At 40.8% G+C, this 21,843-nt stretch carries 13 protein-coding genes; 9 read left to right on the top strand and 4 right to left on the bottom strand.

Features of this window, described 5'->3' with window-relative positions:
- The first annotated feature begins 13 nt into the window (after window positions 1-13).
- The 4 genes from G1O98_RS03310 (at window position 14) to G1O98_RS03295 (ending at window position 11,211) form a co-directional block, all read left to right on the top strand.
- The gene (locus G1O98_RS03310) at window positions 14-544 is read left to right on the top strand and encodes a chemotaxis protein CheW (RefSeq protein WP_163927234.1); all 531 of its coding nucleotides are present in this window, start codon (window positions 14-16) and stop codon (window positions 542-544) included.
- A 14-nt stretch (window positions 545-558) separates the two neighbouring features.
- Window positions 559-3,492, top strand: coding sequence for a methyl-accepting chemotaxis protein (locus G1O98_RS03305; RefSeq protein ID WP_163927232.1), 2,934 nt, complete (start codon window positions 559-561; stop codon window positions 3,490-3,492).
- Between the two features lie 189 nt (window positions 3,493-3,681).
- The gene (locus G1O98_RS03300; protein ID WP_163927230.1) at window positions 3,682-9,966 is read left to right on the top strand and encodes a response regulator; all 6,285 of its coding nucleotides are present in this window, start codon (window positions 3,682-3,684) and stop codon (window positions 9,964-9,966) included.
- 900 nt (window positions 9,967-10,866) lie between these two features.
- On the top strand, window positions 10,867-11,211 hold the full coding sequence (locus G1O98_RS03295) for a DUF1815 family protein (protein ID WP_012412199.1): 345 nt from the start codon (window positions 10,867-10,869) through the stop codon (window positions 11,209-11,211).
- Between the two features lie 61 nt (window positions 11,212-11,272).
- On the opposite strand, the gene G1O98_RS40580 is transcribed toward G1O98_RS03295, so the two are convergent.
- Window positions 11,273-11,401 (bottom strand): hypothetical protein, encoded by a 129-nt coding sequence (locus G1O98_RS40580; protein ID WP_275941760.1) that lies wholly within the window; start codon window positions 11,399-11,401, stop codon window positions 11,273-11,275.
- Window positions 11,402-11,645: 244 nt separating this feature from the next.
- A complete protein-coding gene (locus G1O98_RS03290; protein ID WP_163927228.1) occupies window positions 11,646-13,715 on the bottom strand; it encodes a CHAT domain-containing protein in 2,070 nt (689 codons plus the stop codon).
- Between the two features lie 116 nt (window positions 13,716-13,831).
- Between G1O98_RS03290 and G1O98_RS03285 the strand changes: the two genes are divergently transcribed.
- On the top strand, window positions 13,832-14,332 hold the full coding sequence (locus tag G1O98_RS03285; RefSeq protein ID WP_163927320.1) for a thioesterase family protein: 501 nt from the start codon (window positions 13,832-13,834) through the stop codon (window positions 14,330-14,332).
- 103 nt (window positions 14,333-14,435) lie between these two features.
- Here G1O98_RS03285 and G1O98_RS03280 read toward each other — a convergent pair whose 3' ends face one another.
- Window positions 14,436-14,633: a hypothetical protein gene (locus G1O98_RS03280; protein WP_114083805.1), complete on the bottom strand. Its 198-nt coding sequence runs from the start codon at window positions 14,631-14,633 to the stop codon at window positions 14,436-14,438.
- 340 nt (window positions 14,634-14,973) lie between these two features.
- Between G1O98_RS03280 and G1O98_RS03275 the strand changes: the two genes are divergently transcribed.
- The gene (locus G1O98_RS03275; RefSeq protein WP_163927226.1) at window positions 14,974-15,387 is read left to right on the top strand and encodes a DUF2127 domain-containing protein; all 414 of its coding nucleotides are present in this window, start codon (window positions 14,974-14,976) and stop codon (window positions 15,385-15,387) included.
- Window positions 15,388-15,540: 153 nt separating this feature from the next.
- On the opposite strand, the gene dxr is transcribed toward G1O98_RS03275, so the two are convergent.
- The gene (dxr, locus tag G1O98_RS03270; RefSeq protein WP_163927224.1) at window positions 15,541-16,737 is read right to left on the bottom strand and encodes a 1-deoxy-D-xylulose-5-phosphate reductoisomerase; all 1,197 of its coding nucleotides are present in this window, start codon (window positions 16,735-16,737) and stop codon (window positions 15,541-15,543) included.
- 458 nt (window positions 16,738-17,195) lie between these two features.
- Here dxr and G1O98_RS03265 point away from each other — a divergent pair, with 458 nt between their 5' ends.
- The 3 genes from G1O98_RS03265 (at window position 17,196) to G1O98_RS03250 (ending at window position 21,827) form a co-directional block, all read left to right on the top strand.
- Entirely contained in the window at window positions 17,196-18,503 is a 1,308-nt protein-coding gene (locus G1O98_RS03265) for a mannosyltransferase family protein (protein WP_163927222.1), read from the top strand.
- A gap of 44 nt (window positions 18,504-18,547) precedes the next feature.
- The gene (locus G1O98_RS39230) at window positions 18,548-20,479 is read left to right on the top strand and encodes an EamA family transporter (protein ID WP_202985781.1); all 1,932 of its coding nucleotides are present in this window, start codon (window positions 18,548-18,550) and stop codon (window positions 20,477-20,479) included.
- Between the two features lie 277 nt (window positions 20,480-20,756).
- Window positions 20,757-21,827: a hypothetical protein gene (locus G1O98_RS03250; RefSeq protein ID WP_345940523.1), complete on the top strand. Its 1,071-nt coding sequence runs from the start codon at window positions 20,757-20,759 to the stop codon at window positions 21,825-21,827.
- Window positions 21,828-21,843: the final 16 nt, after the last annotated feature.

The raw sequence follows: 21,843 nt of genomic DNA, 5'->3' as shown, positions 1-21,843 counted from the left end.
GGATAAAAGCAATATGGTCAGCAAACCGGACTTTTTAAGTGGTAGCGGTCAAGACCACTTCCGACCAGAATTACAAGTGGAAAGTCCTGAAGGTGAGTTACATTTGAGATTTTACATTCCCTCGCATCAGGAGTTTGCATTACAAGCTACTGGCATCCGGGAGGTAATTGAACTAAGTCCTGATAGAATCACCCCGATTCCTAATGCTTCTCCTTTACTTTTGGGTACTCTAAATTTACGAGGTCGAGTTATTTGGGTGGCTGATTTGGGTCAATTTCTGGGGGAAGCAAGTGCATTAAACACGGATAGAGCAGAAATTTCAGTGATTGCCATCGAGGAGCAAGACACAATAGTGGGTTTAGCAGTAGAGGAAATAGGTGGTATGGACTGGTTGGATGTCCAGAATCTTATGCCACCAACTGGTGTTCCAGATACTATGGTTCCCTTTTTACGTGGAGAGTGGTTACTAAGTGCTAAAAATAATCAGTGTCTACGACTGCTCGATCAAATGGCAATTGTACGGAGTGCTAGGTGGGCAGGATGAAATTGGAGGAGGAAATGGCAGCAAGTATTGATAATTACGAACCAACATATCAACAGGCGATGACCGCCTATGTTCAAAGGAATTATGAGGTTGCGGCCACTTTAGTTGACCAAGTGGTGCAAAATCTACCAAATGACCCCAACACTCATTTGTTAAGGGGTCACATCTACTATGTTTTGCAACAGTACGATGTTGCAAAAGAAGAATATCAACAGGTATTAAGCTTGACTAACGAACAAGAAATTATTGGTTTTGCCAATAATGGAATTGAGAATATCAATCAATATTTACAGTCATTCGGTGGACAGATTGATACATCAGGAAGTCAAGAGCAGATAAATTCCTCAGAGATGTCCGATCCACTGGCATATAGCGAACCAGAATTAGAAGATTTGGGCGCTAGTGAGGAGTTTGACAGTAATAACCTTGATTTGAACTTTTTTGGAGAGCATCAAGAAACTGTGGATGGGGTTACAGAACTATCTTCAAATAGTCCATTTGACATCCCCACGGAAGATAGTATTGGAATGGGAAAAATATCAGATTCTTCTATAACTTTTGGTGACGACCCTTTTGCTTTGGATGAAGAATCAGAGGAACAAAATTTATATAGCAGTAGTTATGAGGAAAAAACAGAATTAGATTTGCCTGCTTTTTGGCAGGAAGATATTTCAGAAGAGAGGCAAGAAGAATCATTAGTAAATAGTCAGTTTTCAGAGAAAGAGATAAATCTCGATGGTGGAAATTCAGCTATTGAAAATAATAGCTATTCATCTTTTAATTCACAAACTAGTACTAGCGAAAATAATTTCTCTGATTTGTTGAGTGAGCCAAAGTCTTCAGAGCCTCGGATTGGGAATTTAGAATATAATAAATCTAATTTTGGAGACGAGACTTTACTTATTGTTGTTGAAGAAGAACCTATAAATAGTTCAACAGCTACAAATAACAATAGTAGATATGATTTGCCTGAAACCGAAGCACATGATTGGTTGAAGTCACAAGATTTAGAAACAGAGCAAGAGTTTCAACCAGAATCATCTGATAATTATTCATCTTTTAAGAGCGATATTCCTCTGAAAGAAAAGCAGATTAAATCAAGTGAAATCATCAGCAAAAATAGCTTTGATGATGAAAATTTTGATATGGAAGCATTTGAGTCTGCCTTTGGCTCAGATGGTTTAAGTTCTTATGAAGACTCAAACAATATACTGAATGGAGAAAATTCTAAGAGCAATATTGACTTTTTAGATGACTTTGAAGAATTTGACGATTTAGGAAACATTCCAGGGTTTGACCTGATCGAAGAAGATTCTAACTTCGGTGATGCAGCAATGTATTCTGCTCCAGCAGAAACTAGTGGCAGCATACGCTCTCAAAGCACGGATACTTCTGGAAGCAATGCAGCCGATCGCGAAGAGGAACTATTTTCGATGACTGGTTCCCATGAAGGAGTTCCAGTCTTTAGCCAAACAGATGTCTCGAAACTAGAACCCAACGTTAGTGTCGAGCAAGGCTGGTTAGCACCATTAGAAAATGCTTCTATAGAACGGAAACAATGGTTGATTGCTGGAAGTGTGGGCATTGTCTCAGCGCTAGTTGTAGCCACAGTTAGCTTTGTCGCCACCACATTTTCGCCAGCCCAACAACGTGAATCAGTACGAAACACAGGTTGGGCAATGTCCCTAGCAGCCGGGATTGCCGGTTTTACCACCGCAGGCTTTATGGGAAATCTTGCACTCAAACAAATTCGGCGCACAACCAATGATCTGCAAGCTCAGTTTGAAGCTGTACGCCAAGGAAATTTGAATGCTCAAGCCACAGTGTTTTCTGAAGATGAATTGGGGCATTTATCCACTGGCTTTAATGAAATGGCACGGGTAATTTTCACAACGACAAGTGAAGCCCAACGGAAAGCCGATGAACAAGAGGAAGCCAAGGAAAACCTGCAACGTCAGGTGATTCGCCTTTTGGATGATGTGGAAGGAGCTGCTAGAGGCGATTTAACAGTCCAAGCTGAAGTGACAGCCGACGTACTAGGAGCCGTAGCCGATGCTTTTAACCTGACAATTCAAAATCTGCGAGATATTGTGCAACAGGTAAAAGTGGCAGCGAAGGATGTAACAAAAGGTGCAACCAACTCTGAAACCTTTGCTAGAGCCTTATCTAGTGATGCTTTGCGTCAAGCAGAAGAGTTAGCAGTAACGCTGAATTCTGTACAGGTAATGACCGACTCGATTCAGCGAGTGGCAGAGGCGGCGCGGGAAGCTGAAACCGTTGCTCGTGATGCTAGTACGATCGCTCTCCAAGGTGGTGAAGCGGTAGAAAATACCGTCGCAGGTATTTTAGAAATTCGAGAAACCGTTGCCGAAACCACTCGCAAAGTGAAGCGGTTGGCGGAATCTTCTCAAGAAATTTCTAAAATTGTGGCGTTGATTTCGCAGATTGCTTCCAGAACCAACTTGTTAGCACTCAATGCTAGTATTGAGGCGGCAAGAGCGGGAGAAGCTGGACGCGGTTTTGCGATCGTAGCAGACGAAGTGCGCCAGTTAGCAGATAAATCTGCCAAATCCCTCAAGGAAATTGAACAAATTGTGATGCAAATCCAAAGCGAAACAGGTTCTGTAATGACCGCGATGGAAGAGGGCACACAACAAGTAATTAAAGGGACAAAATTGGCAGAAGAAGCCAAGCGATCGCTCGAAAATATTATTCAAGTGGCGAATCGCATTGATATTCTTGTGCGATCTATTACTAGCGACACTGTGGAACAGACTGAAACCTCCCGCGCTGTCGCTCATGTAATGCAATCAGTAGAACTAACTGCACAAGAAACTTCCCAGGAAGCACAGCGAGTTTCAGGTGCCCTACAACACTTAGTAGGTGTATCCCGTGACTTGATCGCTTCCGTTGAACGTTTCCGAGTGGAAACGATGGAAACCAGATAAAAAAGTTAGGAGTTAGGAGTGAGGAGTTAGAACTAAAAATCACAACTCACTACTTGAAATAAAGTTAGGAGTTAGGAGTAAAAAGTTAGCAATAAAAATTACAACTCATAACTCATAATTCATAACTCACAACTCATAACTCATAACTCACAACTAACAACTAACAACTCATAACTCATAACTTTTGCTATGCTGCCGGAACAACAACAGCGGATTTTGGGTTACTTTATCGAAGAAGCCAGGGATCACCTGAATACCATTGAGCAGGGGTTACTGAATCTAGAAGGTACCCTGAACGACCCGGAAATGATCAGTGAAGTCTTCCGGGCGGCTCACTCCATCAAAGGAGGAGCGGCGATGCTTGGATTGACTAGCATCCAGCATACCTCCCACCGTCTGGAAGATTGTTTTAAAGTTCTTAAAGATAATCCGGTTCAGATTGACCAAAAGTTAGAGTCTTTATTTCTTGGTGTATCTGATACCCTGAAATCGCTGTTAGAGCATTTGAGCGGGCCTTACGGTCTTTCTGAAGATGCAGCGAATACTTTGATGTCAGAAACAGAGCCAGTCTTTCAATGGCTATATGAACATCTAGAACTACTTGTACAACAAGGAAAAAGTGGGGTATCTAGCAATCCTGACGCAACAGAACTACACACAACCTCTGTAGAGAATGTCTCCACACTTACAGAACTTTTCCTGCGGCGAGATATTCCTAGCTTGGTAGAAGACACCCATCAGGAATCTCCAGAAATATCTGTCTCAGTAGCACCTCAGCAGGTGCGAGACGCTCGCGGACTCGCTAACGCTGCGCTATCGCCAGTCACCGCCAAAGAACATAATAATTGGGGCGAGTTTCAAGCCCAAGTGCTGCAAACACTGCGAGAAATGTTGCAACTGTTTAAGCAAACTACAACACCCTCAACTCGGCAAAACCTTCAACAATGCTGTTATCAGTTAGTCAAACTTGGTGAGACTTGGAATTTGTCCAAGTGGTGTGGTTTGTGTCAAGCAGCAGCCAGTGCGATCGGCAATCCTGAAAATAGTTATCTGACTTTAGCTAAAATTGTCATTACCGAAATCAAGCAAGCTCAAGAATTAGTCCTGCAAGGTAGAGAAGCCGAAATTGCAATTAGTCAGCAACTAGAAGCACTTTTGAGCTTGGCAGAAATTGATCTGTTAGAAGTTACTCCTGATTTGTTTGATGAACAGTCTGCGGTTTTGACAGAATCATCAACTACGTCAGAGGCAATTTTTGAGGGTAACACCGAGCAGTTAGACCTAGCCCAAACAACCGAGGAACTTGATCTAGATAAGGATACTAGCGATAGTACAGCATTAGTGAGTGGCTACGCCAACGTCAAGGGCGATCGCCCCTATGTTCAACAAGGGACACCACTCAACGCTGCAACTCACAATAGTTTTTCTTTCACCACACATGACGAAGCACATCCAATCAGTAACAATCTTGACCCCAATGGGCCAGAGGTAGGAATAGCTGAGTTAAATACTCTTGCCGATTTATTTGCAGGTGAGACTCCCGAACTAGATGAAAGTTGGCATCAAGAAGAAACTTTAGATATTGTTGCCAGCGATGATTTTGGAATTGATTTCAGCAGCACTGACGCTGAGGATGCTCATAGCGATTTATCTGATTTACTCTCCTTGGATCAAGTAGCAACTAAAGCCACGACGGAAGATTTATCCCTGTTATTTGGCGACAATTTCCTAGAAAAAGAGAATTCAGAACCGCAATATCAACAAACATCTACTACGATTCCAGAGTTAAGTTCTATTAACGTACTTGATATAAATTTAGACTCTTCTTCCGAAGATTTACAAGAATTTATTGATATTCCAAGTGAGACAAACCAGCTTGCTGGTGTCAACAAAAATGATGATGTAGTTGAAGATTTGTTGACACTAGGACTAGATGATATAGAAATATTGCCTACAGACGAAGTGACTCAACCAGAAACTGAAGCATTCGCCAGTGTGGAACTATCGACCAATCAACCAAATAGTTTTGATAACTTATTCTCAGAAAATAGAAATGCAAATTGGGTAGAAGAAATTACCCCTAGTGACTATATAGAATTCCCCCAAGAAACAGGCTTCTCTTCAGACAATCTGTTTGCTGAAATGGAAGAAGAGACATTACTGCCTACAAGTGAATCAGAAATCGTTGATTTATTTGATATATCTACAGTGACAACACCTGAATTCTCTCAATCAGAAAATGATCTGAGTAGCTTCTGGAATCAGGAAATTACAGAGGAACAGGACGATTTCAATTCCTTAATTGAGCAGAATGTAGAAAGAGCGTTAGAGGAAAGTTTGTTTGCTACGACTGATGATATTTTTAGCGACAGTCAGCAGCCTATACCTTCTGATAGAGCTAGTTTTGGCTTGGAAGAATTGGATATCAATTTCCAGCACGAAGAGCAGCTAGATTTGATATTCTCATCAGATTCTGGAGATGATTTATTTGATGAATTAGCACAGAGTGACTCAAGTATTTCCTCGGTAATCAGCAATACCTCCACGCCGGAAACTCCTTTTTTCACGCAGCATCTAGGGGAAGAAACTCTCAGACCGCAACAACCAGAAGCTTTAGATTTTGCTCCAGAATTTACTCATCAGCCCCCAGAAATATCTGCTGTTGATCTGGAACTTGATTCATTCGGCTCTTTCGATGAAAATTCACAACTGCTGTTTGAAGATGTAGCTATAGACTCAACCTATATTCAGGTGGAAACCACAGAGAATACTGTGGATGAACTATCTCTTACAGAAACTTTAGATTCAGTCCAAGCACAACCAGATGATTTGTTCGGCTCTTTCGATGAAAATTCACAACTGCTGTTTGAAGATGTAGCTACATCAACCTATATTCAGGTGGAAACCACAGAGAATACTGTGGATGAACTATCTCTTACAGAAACTTTAGATTCAGTCCAAGCACAACCAGATGATTTGTTCGGCTCTTTCGATGAAAATTCACAACTGCTGTTTGAAGATGTAGCTACATCAACCTATATTCAGGTGGAAACCACAGAGAATACTGTGGATGAACTATCTCTTACAGAAACTTTAGATTCAGTCCAAGCACAACCAGATGATTTGTTCGGCTCTTTCGATGAAAATCCGCAACTGCTGTTTGAAGATGTAGCTATAGACTCAACCTATATTCAGATGAAACCCACAGAAAATACTGTGGATGAACTATCTCTTACAGAAACTTTAGATTCAGCCCAAGCACAACCAGATGATTTGTTCGGCTCTTTCGATGAAAATCCGCAACTGCTGTTTGAAGATGTAGCTATAGACTCAACCTATATTCAGATGAAACCCACAGAAAATACTGTGGATGAACTATCTCTTACAGAAACTTTAGATTCAGCCCAAGCACAACCAGATGATTTGTTCGGCTCTTTCGATGAAAATCCGCAACTGCTGTTTGAAGATGTAGCTATAGACTCAACCTATATTCAGATGAAACCCACAGAAAATACTGTGGATGAACTATCTCTTACAGAAACTTTAGATTCAGCCCAAGCACAACCAGATGATTTGTTCGGCTCTTTCGATGAAAATCCGCAACTGCTGTTTGAAGATGTAGCTATAGACTCAACCTATATTCAGATGAAACCCACAGAAAATACTGTGGATGAACTATCTCTTACAGGAACTTTAGATTCAGCCCAAGCACAACCAGATGATTTGTTCGGCTCTTTCGATGAAAATTCACAACTGCTGTTTGAAGATGCAGTTACAGACTCAACCTATATTCAGATAGAACCCACAGAGAATACTGTGGATGAACTATCTCTTACAGGAACTTTAGATTCAGCCCAAACAAACTTAGAAAATTTAGGAGCGGAAGAGAATAATAACTTAGAAACTGCTTTTGAATTACCAACAAACCCGAATTTGGAAGACACACATCTGGGTTTTGCAAATGCTTTATTATTTACAGAAACTGCTCTATTAGAAGCAACAAACCAGGAACAATTAGAAGAAAATGCGGCAACAATTGATTCGCAAGATGTCAATGATTTCACACAAACGATTATTCAGGAAGATGTAGAAACCGATTTATATGATTTAGGAGAGATATCTGAATCTGTAACAGTGTCAGAGGACGAAAATGCTATTGTTGCCTCAACGGAAGAATTGGTAACTACAGAAACCGTTGAAGTAGTTGCTCCAGAAGATAATTTTGCAGACTTGGAAGCATTACTAGGAGAGGAAGTAACACTTAACCCCAAAGCTACCTCAATACCAGAAGTAGATTTTGCAGCCCTGGAAGAATTGCTCGGTACAGATAACGACAGCAATGTCCAAGACGGGCTACGCCAACGCCAACCCTTCAATACTCAACCAGTCTTGGCGAAAAATGACGTTCCATCACCAGCTATAGATGAATTTGGTGACTTGGAGAAGTTATTGGCAGAAGCGGATCAAACAATATCCCATTCACCAGCAGCAAAATCCAACACCAGCAAACCTCCCCGTCCCTCTACTCGTCGGGCTGCAAGATTTGAAGAAACGATGAAGGTTCCAGTTAAGCAACTGGACGATATGAGTAATTTAGTCGGGGAGTTGGTGGTAAATCGCAATACCTTAGAGCAAGATCATGAACGACTACGGCAGTCATTAGATAATTTGCTGATTCAGGTACAACAACTCTCGGATGTGGGCGCAAGGATGCAAGAGTTGTACGAGCGATCGCTTCTAGAAGCCTCTCTATTAGCTGGACGCAAACAGAAAGACTCTGGCTTACAAGCGCCTGATTCCAATGCTGATAGGGGTTTTAGTGAGTTAGAAATGGATCGTTTTACTCCCTTCCATACACTCTCCCAGCAGATGATCGAACGCATTGTGCGAGTCCGTGAGTCGGCAAGTGATATTGATTTTGTCACCGAAGAAACCGAGCGAGTCGCAAGGCAGTTCCGCCAAGTAACCACCCAGCTACAAGAGGGATTAACAAGAGCGCGAATGGTTCCTTTTGCCCAAACTATCGATCGCTGGCGGCGAGGAGTACGCGACAACGCCATCAAGTGTGGCAAACAAGTGGAGTTGGTAATCGAAGGTGGCGATACCTTAATTGACAAGATGATTTTGGATCATCTGACCGATCCATTAACTCACATGCTGAATAATGCGATCGCTCACGGTATTGAAACGCCAGAAGAACGACAAGCTGCTGGTAAACCACCTGTGGGAATCATTACTATCCGTGCCTTCTACCAAGGCAACCAAACGATCATTTCTGTAGGCGATGATGGCGCAGGTATCGATTCCGCCAAGGTTAAGGCTAAGGCGGTGAAGATTGGCATGATTACAGAAGCGCAAGCAAAAGCTATGTCTCGCCTGGAAGTCTACGATCTGCTATTCCAGTCTGGTTTTACAATCAAAGACCAAGCAGATGAAATTTCCGGTCGTGGTGTCGGTATGGACGTAGTGCGTTCTGAGATTAGCGAAATTCGGGGGACGGTGAACACCGATTCTGCGATCGGTAAGGGAACCACCTTCACAATTCGTCTACCACTGACTTTGAGTATTTGTAAAGCTCTCTGCTGCGTCTCCGATCGCTCCAGGATCGCCTTCCCGATGGATGGTGTGGAAGATACGCTGGATATTCCCGTCAAAAATATTCAGCACGATGCCAATGGACAATCATTTATTTCCTGGCGCGATACAGTGCTGCCATTCCGACCCCTGAAGGAGCTTTTAACCTTCAATCGTCAAATCAGTCGCGGTAATGTCTATGGTGGTACGCGAGATGATGATATGGTTTCTGTGGTTGTGGTGCGATCGGCAAATACCTTGATTGCTCTACAGATTGACCTGGTGTTAAGTGAACAAGAAATTGTAATTAAGCAATTTGAAGGCCCAGCGCCTAAACCCATTGGTGTCGCTGGTGCTACAGTCTTGGGTGATGGTCGGATTATGCCTATTGCTGATGTGCTGGAAATAATTGACATCTTCCAGGGACGGATTTCTACACAAATAGGTGGCAATTCTTGGCAACAGAAAGGGGCTCCCATAGACACCTCTCCTGCGAAGATTGACCCGACAGTGCTGATCGTCGATGATTCGATTACAGTCCGAGAATTGCTATCCCTGACATTTAACAAAGCCGGTTATCGCGTAGAACAGGCGCGTGACGGACAGGAAGCTTGGGATAAACTCCGCTCCGGTTTGCCTTGTGATATCGTATTTTGCGACATCGAAATGCCCCGTTGCGATGGTCTGGAATTACTCTCTCGCATTCAAAAAGACTCTAACCTCAATCACCTACCGATCGCTATGCTCACCTCGCGGGGTGCAGACAAGCACAGACAAATTGCAGCTCAACTCGGTGCTAGTGGCTACTTTACCAAGCCTTATCTCGAAGAAGCTCTCCTTGAAGCTGCGGCGCGGATGTTAAAAGGGGAAAAACTTGTTAGCACTACGAGCAATGTTTAGTTAGCAATGAAAAACTCCATCCTCTTATGGGTGGAGTTTTGAGGTATGGGGAAGAGTTAACAATACCCCTGCCGACTTTCAATAAAAAATAATTACTCAGTTTGAATAAATAATCGAAATACACTATACATACATTTTTTGTGGCAAAACCAAACTAAGATAATTATCTTTCCAAATTTATCTGCTTTGGTTCATACCACTTTTTGAGGATAATCCCAAAATAGCTGAAAATATTGCCTAAATGGCAACATCGCTCTGCTGAGTTTAGCTACTGTCAGTGTTAAGTTGATCCATTCTGGATTCTACACTCCGACTTGTCTATCTGTTACGTGAAGCTTGTATAAAGTACTGTACTTAATCTACTTTTAGTACTGAATCTCAAATTTGCACTGTCATCTGCTCAACTTTATATATACGGGAGGAAGAAATTTGGTATACCTAATTATTGGTTTATACCAAAATCTACGTTAGAAAGAGAACAGATTAAACATCTAAGCAAGAGAGACTATAACGATGCAAAACTACGTTATAGCCTTAAATAACACTTAAATTGGCTGCACATCATCCGTAAAAACTAAATATGAAGCTTTTCTGTACTTGACTAGTGCTAGATTTAAGTTACTCTTAAAGCGGAATGCTTCATGTAAGAATCTACCCTGACAGAAGTGTATAAAGATATAGTTAAATTTAGCAATTCTGTCCGAGATTTTTAATTTGCAAACTGAATAGTTTGATACGGCGCTCAAAACCTTGATCTACTACCCTAAACAAGGTAGTCAATTAACGACTCAATATTATCTGTCTGGTAATTGTAGTGAATAGTTTACAATACCAGTGGATGAGAAAATCTAAAGAAAATATAAAAGAAACTCAAATGACTGTGGTGTCTGGAGGACAAAAGTGTTTCTGAGACTAGCACATCAACATCGACAATTCGTCCAAGACTTGGTAATGAACCTGCAAGCCTTGGCGGTCGTATTAGAGCGGCGCGGGTATCCTGCTTCTTGTTATACCTGTGGCGACCAAATGAATAGTGCATCGTTTATGGTTAGCTTGGGTGATAACCACCTGATTCGGTTTTTGGTGTCCGATTACGGGATTACTTGGACGGAAATGCGGGATGACCGCGAATTAATGAAGCTAGAAGGCGCAGAGGCAATTAGCCAACTGGACGAACTGGCTGATCTTGTCAAGCAATCTATGCAAACCGATACAGACTCTAAAATTCTTGCCAAGAAATATTAAGGTTCCAAAGGTCGATCGCAAATTAGAAATCGATTATCGGTAATTGGTAATGATGGCTTAGTTAGCGATCGCTCTTAGTCTGTTCTCCATTACCATCAAGTGATTGGCTCGTAGCCCATCGCCTATTTTTTCTATCTGCTAAAACCTCACGAGCCTGATTTTGAGCTTTTAGCTGAAAGTTAAAAAGCACTGTTAATCAGAATCAACATAATAATTAGTAATTACTAATTCATAATTCCTAACTAAAAAATAGGTTAAGAAAAATTGCAACTATCAAGCAACCAACATAATTATGCTTGGGTTAAAACCTATTTACATAAAAAAATTATGAATTATAAGTCATGAATTATGAATTTTTAATGAATTTTCTCGGTGGCAATCAGCCACAAAGTTGAACAAGCCATCCTTTGACAGAGATGGGAAACGATCAATACCTAAAGTCCATTGCCAATTAAAATAAAGGATGCCCAGTAGTACGGGTGGCTAAAATTACTAACTGCTGCCACGGGTACATTGCGGCTTCTTATTTTCCAGTCTCCAGTAATTAATGAGACTTGGGCTTGCCGTAAGGTTTCAGCTTTAGTCAACTTATCTGTGGTAAGTATCCCATAAAAAGCACTCATAAGCGCTTGTGTCCCACCATCATCTACAGACCACAGCGAGGCGATCGCGGCTCTTGCGCCAGTTTGTTGCATCTGATAGCCAAAGCCCAAAATTTCCTCACCGTTACCTAACTTACCTCCCAAGCCGGTTTCACAGGCGCTCAACACTACCAAATCTACATTGGGAAGTGACCAAGTAGCGACATTTCTGAAGTTAACGCGATCGCCATTTCCGAATAAAATAAACGAATCTTCTGGTTTACCGACTACAAAGGCTGCATGAGTCGCTAAATGGACAATTGTATAATCATCCATTTGGGGTACAGCGACTTTGGGGCTAAAAGCATCGTCTAAAAGCTTCGTAGTTTCAGGAACCGTAGCAGCTAAGTTTTCCACTTCTTGCGTTGCAAAGGGCAAACCAGCAAAAGCAACCTGTCGATTCCCAACTTTAATTTGATAATTGCCTTTAGTAAAAGCACCAGCTAAAACCCGCAAAGTAGATTCTTTTGGGGTATTTAAGTTAGTCAGACTGGCAGATGTAATGTGATTGACACCCAAACGCTGCACTAGCCATTGTTTGCCATCATATAAAGCTGTTAAAGGAATATAACGTAACTGCTCATCTGGAGCGTAAATCAGAGTTTGTGTACCTGATTGCTTCAGGTCTTTTTCTATAGGTTTAATTAGCCAGTCATACAATTGGCGTGCAGGTGCTTTGATATTCCGGCTGGGGTTGATTAAAGCTTGGCGGAAAGCAGCAATTGTTTGATGGAGGTTTTCGCGTTTTATAGCAACAGTGCGATGAATCGGTGGGGATTCAGGAGTGACTAATACCAATTCCAAGCTATCTTTTAAAATCAGTGGATAGAGGATTGCAGATTTTTGAGGCAATCTCGCCAAATTATCCCGAAGTTCGTTGAGATTCTCCAAATCTAAATTTTGCCGCCTAGCTGTACGGCTAATTTGCTCTATCTGTGATTTCACTGAAGGACTATTGATAAATTCGTTAAATTTATCCAAAAGTTGCTGTTGATTTAAGACTAATTGCTCAATGCGTTGTTTCTGTTCGAGCGATCGCTCCTTGGGAGAAATTTTCCGTAGTTTTGTCAGTTCTTTACCCAACGCAACAGCACTATCCAAGGTTTGATCCAACTTTTGCTTAATTGGTTTTTCTGTAGCTGCTATATTAATACCTTTGACAGTACGTTTATTACCTGGCACAGTCTGGAGATATTCTTCTAGTTCTTCAACTTTGAGTAAATCCATTGTCCTTTGTGCTTCAGCAACACGTTCTTGTTTGAGCAATCGTTCACCCAAAATCCGATATGTCTGGCTAACAGTTATGCTGTAAGCATTTGGTTGTGGCGCACTCAGTGCTGATGGATTCAAGCGAGCTTTTTCACGGTTAATTAAGCAATGCTTGTAGAAAAAAATTGCTAATTCTGGTTGATTTTGGATATCAAATAAGTAACCTATGTTACTGTAGGTTTTGCCAAGTCGAACGAGATCGCCAAGTTCTCTATTAATTAATAGGGCTTGCTGATAGAATTGAAGTGCTTCAGGATACTTTCTTTGACTTTGGTAGATTCTGCCGATGTTATTGAATGTTACCGCTTCCCAAGAGCGCTCTCCATGTTCTCTTGTAATGGCTAGTGCTTGCTGTAATCTCTGCAACGCTTCTTCCGATTGACCTTGCCGAGATTCTTTGATAGCTTCTTCATTGAGCCTTTCAATTTCTAAAAGCTGATTATTCTGGGGTAAAGCTTGAGCTTTTTCTCCAAAGTTGTATTTCAACCTTGTATTTGTACTTACCTGGTTATTGTCTGGGTATGCCATCCCAAAACCGAGTAAACTAAGTAGAGTTAAAGTAATAAGACTAACATACCGGAGATTAGGCTGCATAACAAAACACTCCCTATACTCGGAAGTGTAAATATTAAATCAATAAGTTATGGAACGCAATTAATTTTTATGCTATTCCATATTTGAAAAATTTATAGGTGCTTAAAAAAGTGAAAATGTCACAAGAAAAACCCAGCCAACCAAAATTACCACCCACCACTGCCCTTGACAATCCATCAAGTCATGAATTTGGGAATTGGTTTGAATATCCTCTAAGAGTGCAACCCCACCACACTGACTATGCTGGTGTTGTCTGGCACGGTTCTTATCTAGCTTGGATGGAAGAAGCGCGGATTGAATGCTTGCGATCTATAGGGATTGAATTTGCTGATTTAGTTGCGATCGGTTGTGATTTACCAGTTGTAGAGCTGTCGTTGCGTTATCATCGTTCAATTCAATTGGGTATGGCAGTGGTAGTAAAAACACGCATGGCTGAGGTAACAGGTGTCCGAATTAATTGGGATTATGCCATTGTCTCAACTGATGGGCAAGAATTATACGTTACTGCCAAGGTGACTTTAGTAGCTTTAGATCGCGAAAGAGGCAAGATTATGCGTCAGTTGCCGCCAAGTTTTAAGGATGCATTAGCCAAGATTTCAGCATTAAATAATGATTGAGCAGTACGCTGTATCAGAGTTTAACTATCCTTAATAAGTTGCTAAAGTAGGGGCAATTCATGAATTGCCTCTACTTGTCTAGTAATATAATTAATCTTACTTTTTACTTGCCACTTTGGATATTTGATAAACTTTGAGTAAACTGCATGATGTGATGCCAAATATCTTGCGGAGTAATGCCAAAACTAATGTTTAATAAAATCAGAATTGCGGCAATGGTTAATGCGTTCTTCAGAGTGGCTTTCAACAACTTCCACAATATTACGAAGACAATCCAAGCTACAATCAACGTAGCAATCATAATATATAAATTCCTTAACAATAGCCCTTACCTGAAAGGATATTTATTCAGAAAGGGTAATTTTATCTGAACTAAAAATTACTAGTGCTAAAGCTATTAGACCTAATTTTAAATAGCTACTAAAGCCAAAATTTTTTGTCTAACTGTACCAATGTCATATTATCTGAAAATGAGACAATAATTCAGAAGAGAGGCAACTTATTTGGCAATTTGGCAGAATTTATGCAATATTTTTTACTGGTAGCTTTGTATTAATCATTACAATAATATAATAGTTATATTTTTAGAAGGATATATTTTGTTCGATTTCTAACGAATCAAAAGGCTCAAAGTAGAACGTATGACCGGAAAAGTATATACCAAACTTGGAAAGTGGTACAGCCTAGTATATTTATTGTTAGTTGCCCTAGCTTGTGCAACTGGTGCAATGATAAATTGGATTATAACTCGAAGTCAGACTGCTGGTGGTGAGACATCTTTTGCTACAACATTTTTTCTAGCGATCGCTTCTGTGGTGGCGGTTGCCGCAATAGTTGGAATATTTCAAGAAAAGATGTGGGCAAAATGGATTACACTGGGAATCTATAGTTGGTATATTTTTGGTAATGTTTATTCAATCATCCAGCCATCTTTATTAGGCTCATTGGGAATAGATGCAAGAGGCTTTAAAGTAACGCATCTAATCGCTTTACTTTTCCCGGTTTTAGGAATTATTTTCTTATTAGAAAAGCCAAAAACAAATGTCTCTAGTTAATCAATAGGTTTTTCAGATAAAGAGTCTAGTAACACATGGTAGAGGATGGGAAAAAATGAATTTAGCTGTTAGCCTTCAGGCTAATGCCGAAGGCTAAATAAGAATTGGTCAAAAGCCAGAAAATCTGCCTTTTGGGTATCTGATTGAAGGTTTTTATCGCAGAGAAATTATCCGCGAGTGAGTTTCTAATTTTTCAGTCGCTGTTAAAACTTCTTGTCTTGCCCATTTATCTGCTGCCAAAATGTCATCTAAAGAGGGATTTGCCCGGTTATCATTTTGATGGCGATCGCACACCAATTCGATACACCGGGGAATATCTAAAAAGCGAATTTTTTCATCTAAAAATAAAGCTACAGCTTGCTCATTTGCAGCGTTTAACACAGCTGGCATCGAACCACCAGCTTTACCCACAGCATAAGCCAACTGCATACAAGGATACTTTTGGTGATCTGGTTCCCGGAAGGTTAAATTTCCAGCTTTGACTAAATCTAGTCGTTCCCAGTTGGTATAGATGCGATCGGGCCAAGATAGAGCATACAGTAAAGGTAAGCGCATATCAGGCCAACCGAGTTGGGCTAAAACGGAAGTATCTTGCAGTTCAATCAGCGAGTGAATAATGCTCTGGGGATGAATGACAATTTCGATATTGTCATAATCCAACCCAAACAGGAAGTGAGCCTCAATTACTTCCAGTCCTTTATTCATCAAAGTAGCAGAGTCTACTGTGATTTTCCGCCCCATCGACCAATTAGGATGCTTGAGAGCGTCAGCAACGGTTACATCTGCTAACTTTTCTACATCCCAGTCCCGGAAAGCTCCACCAGATGCAGTGAGCAAGATTTTCCGCAAGCCAGATTTTGGTACACCTTGGAGACATTGAAAGATTGCCGAATGTTCGGAATCGGCTGGGAGTAATTTTACACCGTGTTTTTCAACTAGGGGTAGAACCACAGGGGCCCCAGCAATCAGGGTTTCTTTGTTCGCTAAGGCAATATCTTTACCAGCTTCAATAGCTGCGATCGTGGGTAGCAAACCGGCACAACCAACAATCCCAGTGACAACAGTTTGAGCATCGCCATAGCGAGCTACTTCTATCACTCCAGCCTCGCCTGCTAGTAAAATCGGTTGGGGATCGAGGTCAATGATAGCTTCTTTGAGCGCTGGTAATTTATCTTCTGAGCAAATTGCTGCTATTTTCGGTCGAAATTGACGAATTTGAGCAGCCAACATCTCTACATTGTTCCCAGCTGCCAATCCCACAATCCGAAACTGATCTGGGTACTGAGTGACAATATCTAAAGTCTGAGTACCGATAGAACCAGTGGAACCAACAAGAGTAATCGCTTTCACAATTGCTTAAGGATTTACAGACAACTCCCACTATAAATTGCGGGGGACTCTTTAATAACAGCAATGACTATAATCGATACACTGACGCAGACGAGTAGAGACGCGGGGAGGGGGAGATCAGAGATACAAAGGGAAATTTATCCATGCTTTCCTGGCTGCGCCAACCCCAATCGGTTGATTTTAACTCCATAGACTGCTAGCCATAAAGTACTAAATTTGCTCAAATTTCATATAACTAGACAAAAAATGTACTTATAAATACTATATTTTTAAAGATAAACTCTGAGAGAATTGGCAAAAGTAACCAAATAGGAAATAATTTCAATTAATTGCTAATTTGTCCAGTTTGTTAATTATGTTGGTGGAGGATTTAATATGCAAAATGTTACTCATAAATTGCTGTGTTACAGCCATAGGTAAAAGGATGCAGAAAGGAGTTTGTTGAAGTACTCAACCCTATGGTCAAAGTTCAAATAGTTATAAAAAAAGTTTTATGGAAAAATGATTTCCTATTTCCAGCAGCAATATGGCTTGCCAGTCGAATATTCATCTGGACTGTTATGTTGCTGGTTGCGCCAAAACTACCGTTACCACCAGAAGAATTTTTGCCTCATTTTGGCTGGGGGGTTTTTGATGCCTGGGATAGTATGCATTATCGAGCGATCGCAACTTCTGGATATGAATTTGTGAATGACGGTAAGCAACATAATCTTGCCTTCTTTCCCCTGTTTCCCTTAAGCATCTGGGTTTTGATGAAACTGGGCTTGCCGTTTGAATTAGCAGGTACGTTGGTCAACAATCTGGCATTTTTCGCAGCGCTTTACTGTTTGTATTTTTGGGTTAAGGAGCATTATGGTATCAATGCGGCGCACTGGACTGCTGCTGTAGTTTCTTTATATCCATCATCCATGTTTACGGGGGTGGTTTACACAGAGGGGCTGTATTTGTTTTTGAGTACATCGGCTTTGCGGGCGTTTGATCAAAAGCAGTATGGCTGGACTGGGCTTTGGGGAGCGATGGCGACAGCAACACGTCCTACAGGTATGGCACTAATTCCAGCATTAGCGATCGCAGCGTGGAAAGAACGCCGACCACCAATAGCCTATATTGCTGGTTTTGTTACTGCCACTGGCATACTGCTATTCAGTTTGTATTGTGCGATTTATTTTGGCAACCCTTTAGCTTTTATCGAAGCACAACGAGGATGGCGACCAACTCTAGGATTTGATTGGCAGGGTTGGTTAAATATGCTGATGCAAATTGCAGTTGGCACACAAAACTGGCAATATGGTTGGGTTCAAAACTCCTCTGGCGGGATTCAAGACCCTTGGTATCTCTTGTTGTTAGGCGTGATTGTTGTCAGTGGCTATCTTTTATGGCACTTCCGTCAACATTTGAATTTTGTGAAATTATTCTATGGCTTTTATGCTTTAGTCTTATCTCTATTGCTCCTAGCAAGCGAAGAGTGGATCAATAACTTGCTCAACTTATTCATGGTCTTGGGTGGTGGCTATGTGTTATGGCGCTTACGCACGCAACTGACCGCAGTTACCGTTATTTATGGCTTTTGCGGTATTGGTTTGCTGCTAGCTTCGGGAGGTACTATCTCCTTGAGCCGTCTCGCTTATGGTATTGTGCCTTTGAATATAGCCATTGGTGTACTGCTATCTCGCCATCCTCGTCAGGGATATTTAATTTTGGGTGCTTTTATGACACTACTAGCCAAAATAGCTATAGGATTTGCCCAAGAACGTTGGGTTGGTTAGAGGTTTGATTCTTTATTGGTGAGAAGTTGAATTTAAATTCCCTAATGAATGTATCCAATCAAAGGAAGATAGCCCTAGCTGCATTATTTGTCGGTGTAGGTGCCATATCTTTTGGCTCTATTTTTGTGAAATTGAGCGAAACTCAACTCAGCCCCAATGCTACTGTATTTAATCGCTTGTGGCTTGCGAGTGTGTTCTTCTTGCTCTGGAATGGATACAAGGCTATACGTCAGCGACTTTCCTTAGACAAACCTGAAGAACAGCAATTTTACACCAGCCAGGATCTCTGGCTACTGGGAAGTGCTGGGATCTTTTGGGCTGGCACTTTAGTTTCTTTGGCTTGGTCTTTGACTGAAACTAGCGTCGCGATCTCTAGTGTTTTACATAATCTCGCCCCCATATTTACTAGCTTAGGGGTGTGGCTGTTATATCGTAAGAGTTTTGAGAGCCAATTCCTGATTGGGATGGTCATCGCCCTTGGGGGAGCGATCGCTATAGAATTTGAAGAGTTGCAAATCGCCACAGACGAGGTTCAAGGGGGCTTTGCTGCGATCGTTTCTGCAATTTTCTTGAGTGGATACCTGCTAATCGTAGAAAAATTACGAACTAAATTTTCTCCGGTCACAATCCAGTTGTGGATCAGTGCGATTAGTGCCCTAATTATCTTACCCATACTTTTGTTTACTCAAGATCAGCTTTTCCCTTCTACAGTAAGTGGGTGGCTTTGGGTCATTTCTTTAGCGCTGATCTGCCAAGTTTTAGGTCATGGGCTTTTGACCTATTGCCTTGCCAAGTTTTCCTCTGTGGTTGTTTCATTGGTGCATCTGTTAGAGCCAGTATTTAGTGGCATTTTCGCTCTGATCATATTTTCGGAAAAATTAACTTTCTCGAATTGGATAGGTTTCGCTGTAGTTTTAATGGGTTTATACTTAGCCGTATCTAGCCAAGGTGTTGTTAATTTCCCGTTCCAGAAATCAGTTACAAATATAGTTAACACTTTCTTTAAAAGTATGACGAGCAAACTGTCATTACTAAAGCAACAATTCTCCGAAACACCAGCTTTATTAGGAACTGCATCATTATTATTTGCCCTAATTCCCATATCTTTAGCACCATCTCTGACTAAATTATGTCAACAAGAAATTGGTGCAAATGCTGTAGTATTTCATCGCAGTTGGATCGCCACAATTGTCTTTGCCTTGTGGAATTTACTTGAGGCTTTCCGTAGCCAACAATCTGAGAATGAACCTATAGAAAATGAGCCTTTTACCAGTCAAGAAGTGTGGCTATTGTTGGCAATGGGAACCTCTGCTGGAACCTACCTTCTTTTGTGGGCTTGGTCGCTGAGTCAAACTAGTGTTGCTAATGTTGCTTTACTCTCTAATTTGAACTCCTTATTTGTTGCTTTGGCTGGATATGTGTTATTCGGTCGGCGCTTCGATAACAGATTCGTGATTGGACTGGTCATAGCCTTGGCAGGAGCGATCGCATTTGAACTCAATAAGGTGCAATTTGCAACTGATCAAATACTGGGTGATACCTTAGCATTGTTAACTGCCATTTTCATGGCTACGTGTATGCTGCTGATAGAACGACTCCGAACCCGTTTTAGCACGGCAACTATCATGCTGTGGCGCTGTGGAGTGACAACAATGTTTCTACTACCCGTACTCCCATTCCTGGAAGATCGGCTGTTACCCTATTCCTGGACGGGTTGGTTTTTCATCATTTTCCAAGCCCTCTTCTGCCAAGTATTGGGTCAGGGACTTTTAGCTTATAGCCTCAGCAGAATCTCTTCCAGCGTCGTCGCCGTCACACTTCTCCTCGAACCAGTCTTAGCTTCTATTTTTGCTTGGTTCATTTTTTCAGAACAGGTAGGTTTGTTTGATTGGGCGACTTTCGCTGTAGTTTTAGTGGGTATCTATCTAGCGCAATCTAGCCAATCCATTGTTCAAATAACAAACGAAGGATCTTAGTATAGAGCTTCCGGCACGCTGAAGCGAACGCTAATACACAAAAATCATGAAAAATCAATAGTTTTAACCCCACGAGATGGGAAAATTTTTGTAGCCGCGATTTCTAATCGCTTTCTCTTGATTTAATATTTCGACACCGCCAACTTGACTGATACAATTTATAACGAAAACTTCCGGCAATACATTATTAAAATTGGTGAAACATCAGTTCAATAGGCTGTTAAACTCTTTCCCATCCCAGGTTAATAGATACTTTACTATTGGTATTATATTAGCAGTGGTAATTCGATTAGTTTGTGTTCCGAGTAAATCGCTTGATTATAAATATTTTTTAGAGCCTTGGTATGATTTCATTGCATCTCATGGCGGCTTCAGCTCTCTAAAATATAGTTTTGCCGATTACACACCCCCTTACCTCTACTGGATTTTAATCTCTGCAACCCTGCTGTCTGGATTACCGAAAATCTTCGCCATCAAGCTTTTTGCTATAACTGTTGATTTTCTTTGTGCCTTTTTTACTTACAAAATTGTCAAACTAAAATACCCAAAAGGGAAAATACCAATTTTTGCTTTTTTGGCAGTTATATTGAGTCCAAGTGTTATTTGTAATAGTGCAATTTGGGGACAATGTGATGTTATCTATACAACAGGATTGGTTGCCTGTATTTATTTTTTATCTCTTCAAAAACAAGTTTTAGCATTAATTAGCTTTGGCATAGCACTTTCTTTTAAGTTCCAAGCTATGTTTTTAGCACCTTTATTATTAATAATGTTGCTAAAAAAAAGAATTTATTGGTATTATTTACCATTGATTCCATTAGTATATGTAGTTTTAATATTGCCAGCTTGGTTTGCAGGCAGACCAATGTCAGAATTGCTGCTAATATACTTTAACCAAGCTAATAAATATAAAGAACTCACTAAAAATGCACCTAATATTTATCAATGGGTTCCCAGTAATTTTTATAATATTGTTTTTCCTATAGGTTTAGCCTTAACTATATCTGCGATATTTTTATTTGTATACATTGTCTATAAAAGTAGACTAGAAATTACTCAAGATAGACTGATACACTTAGCGACAATATCAGTTTTCTTTATGCCATATATCCTACCCAAGATGCACGACAGATATTTCTATCCTACCGATATATTTTCTCTTATCTTTGCCTTTTACTTTCCTCAATATCGTTGGGTAGCTATCGTAGTACAAATGTCCTCATTTTTTGGCTATTTGGGAACTCCTATATATATCCAATTGTTTTCTATACCTTTAGGTTTTACACTCTGGTTTGTTGTGCGAAATTGTGACATGATTTATCCAAAATTAAAAGCTGAATTTTTCTAACGCATCAATTAAAACT

It is taken from the genome of Nostoc sp. UIC 10630, assembly GCF_010747425.1.
GTDB lineage: Bacteria > Cyanobacteriota > Cyanobacteriia > Cyanobacteriales > Nostocaceae > Nostoc.
The sequence above is the reverse complement of the archived record's forward strand: the minus strand, read 5'-3'. Positions and strand labels throughout refer to the sequence as shown.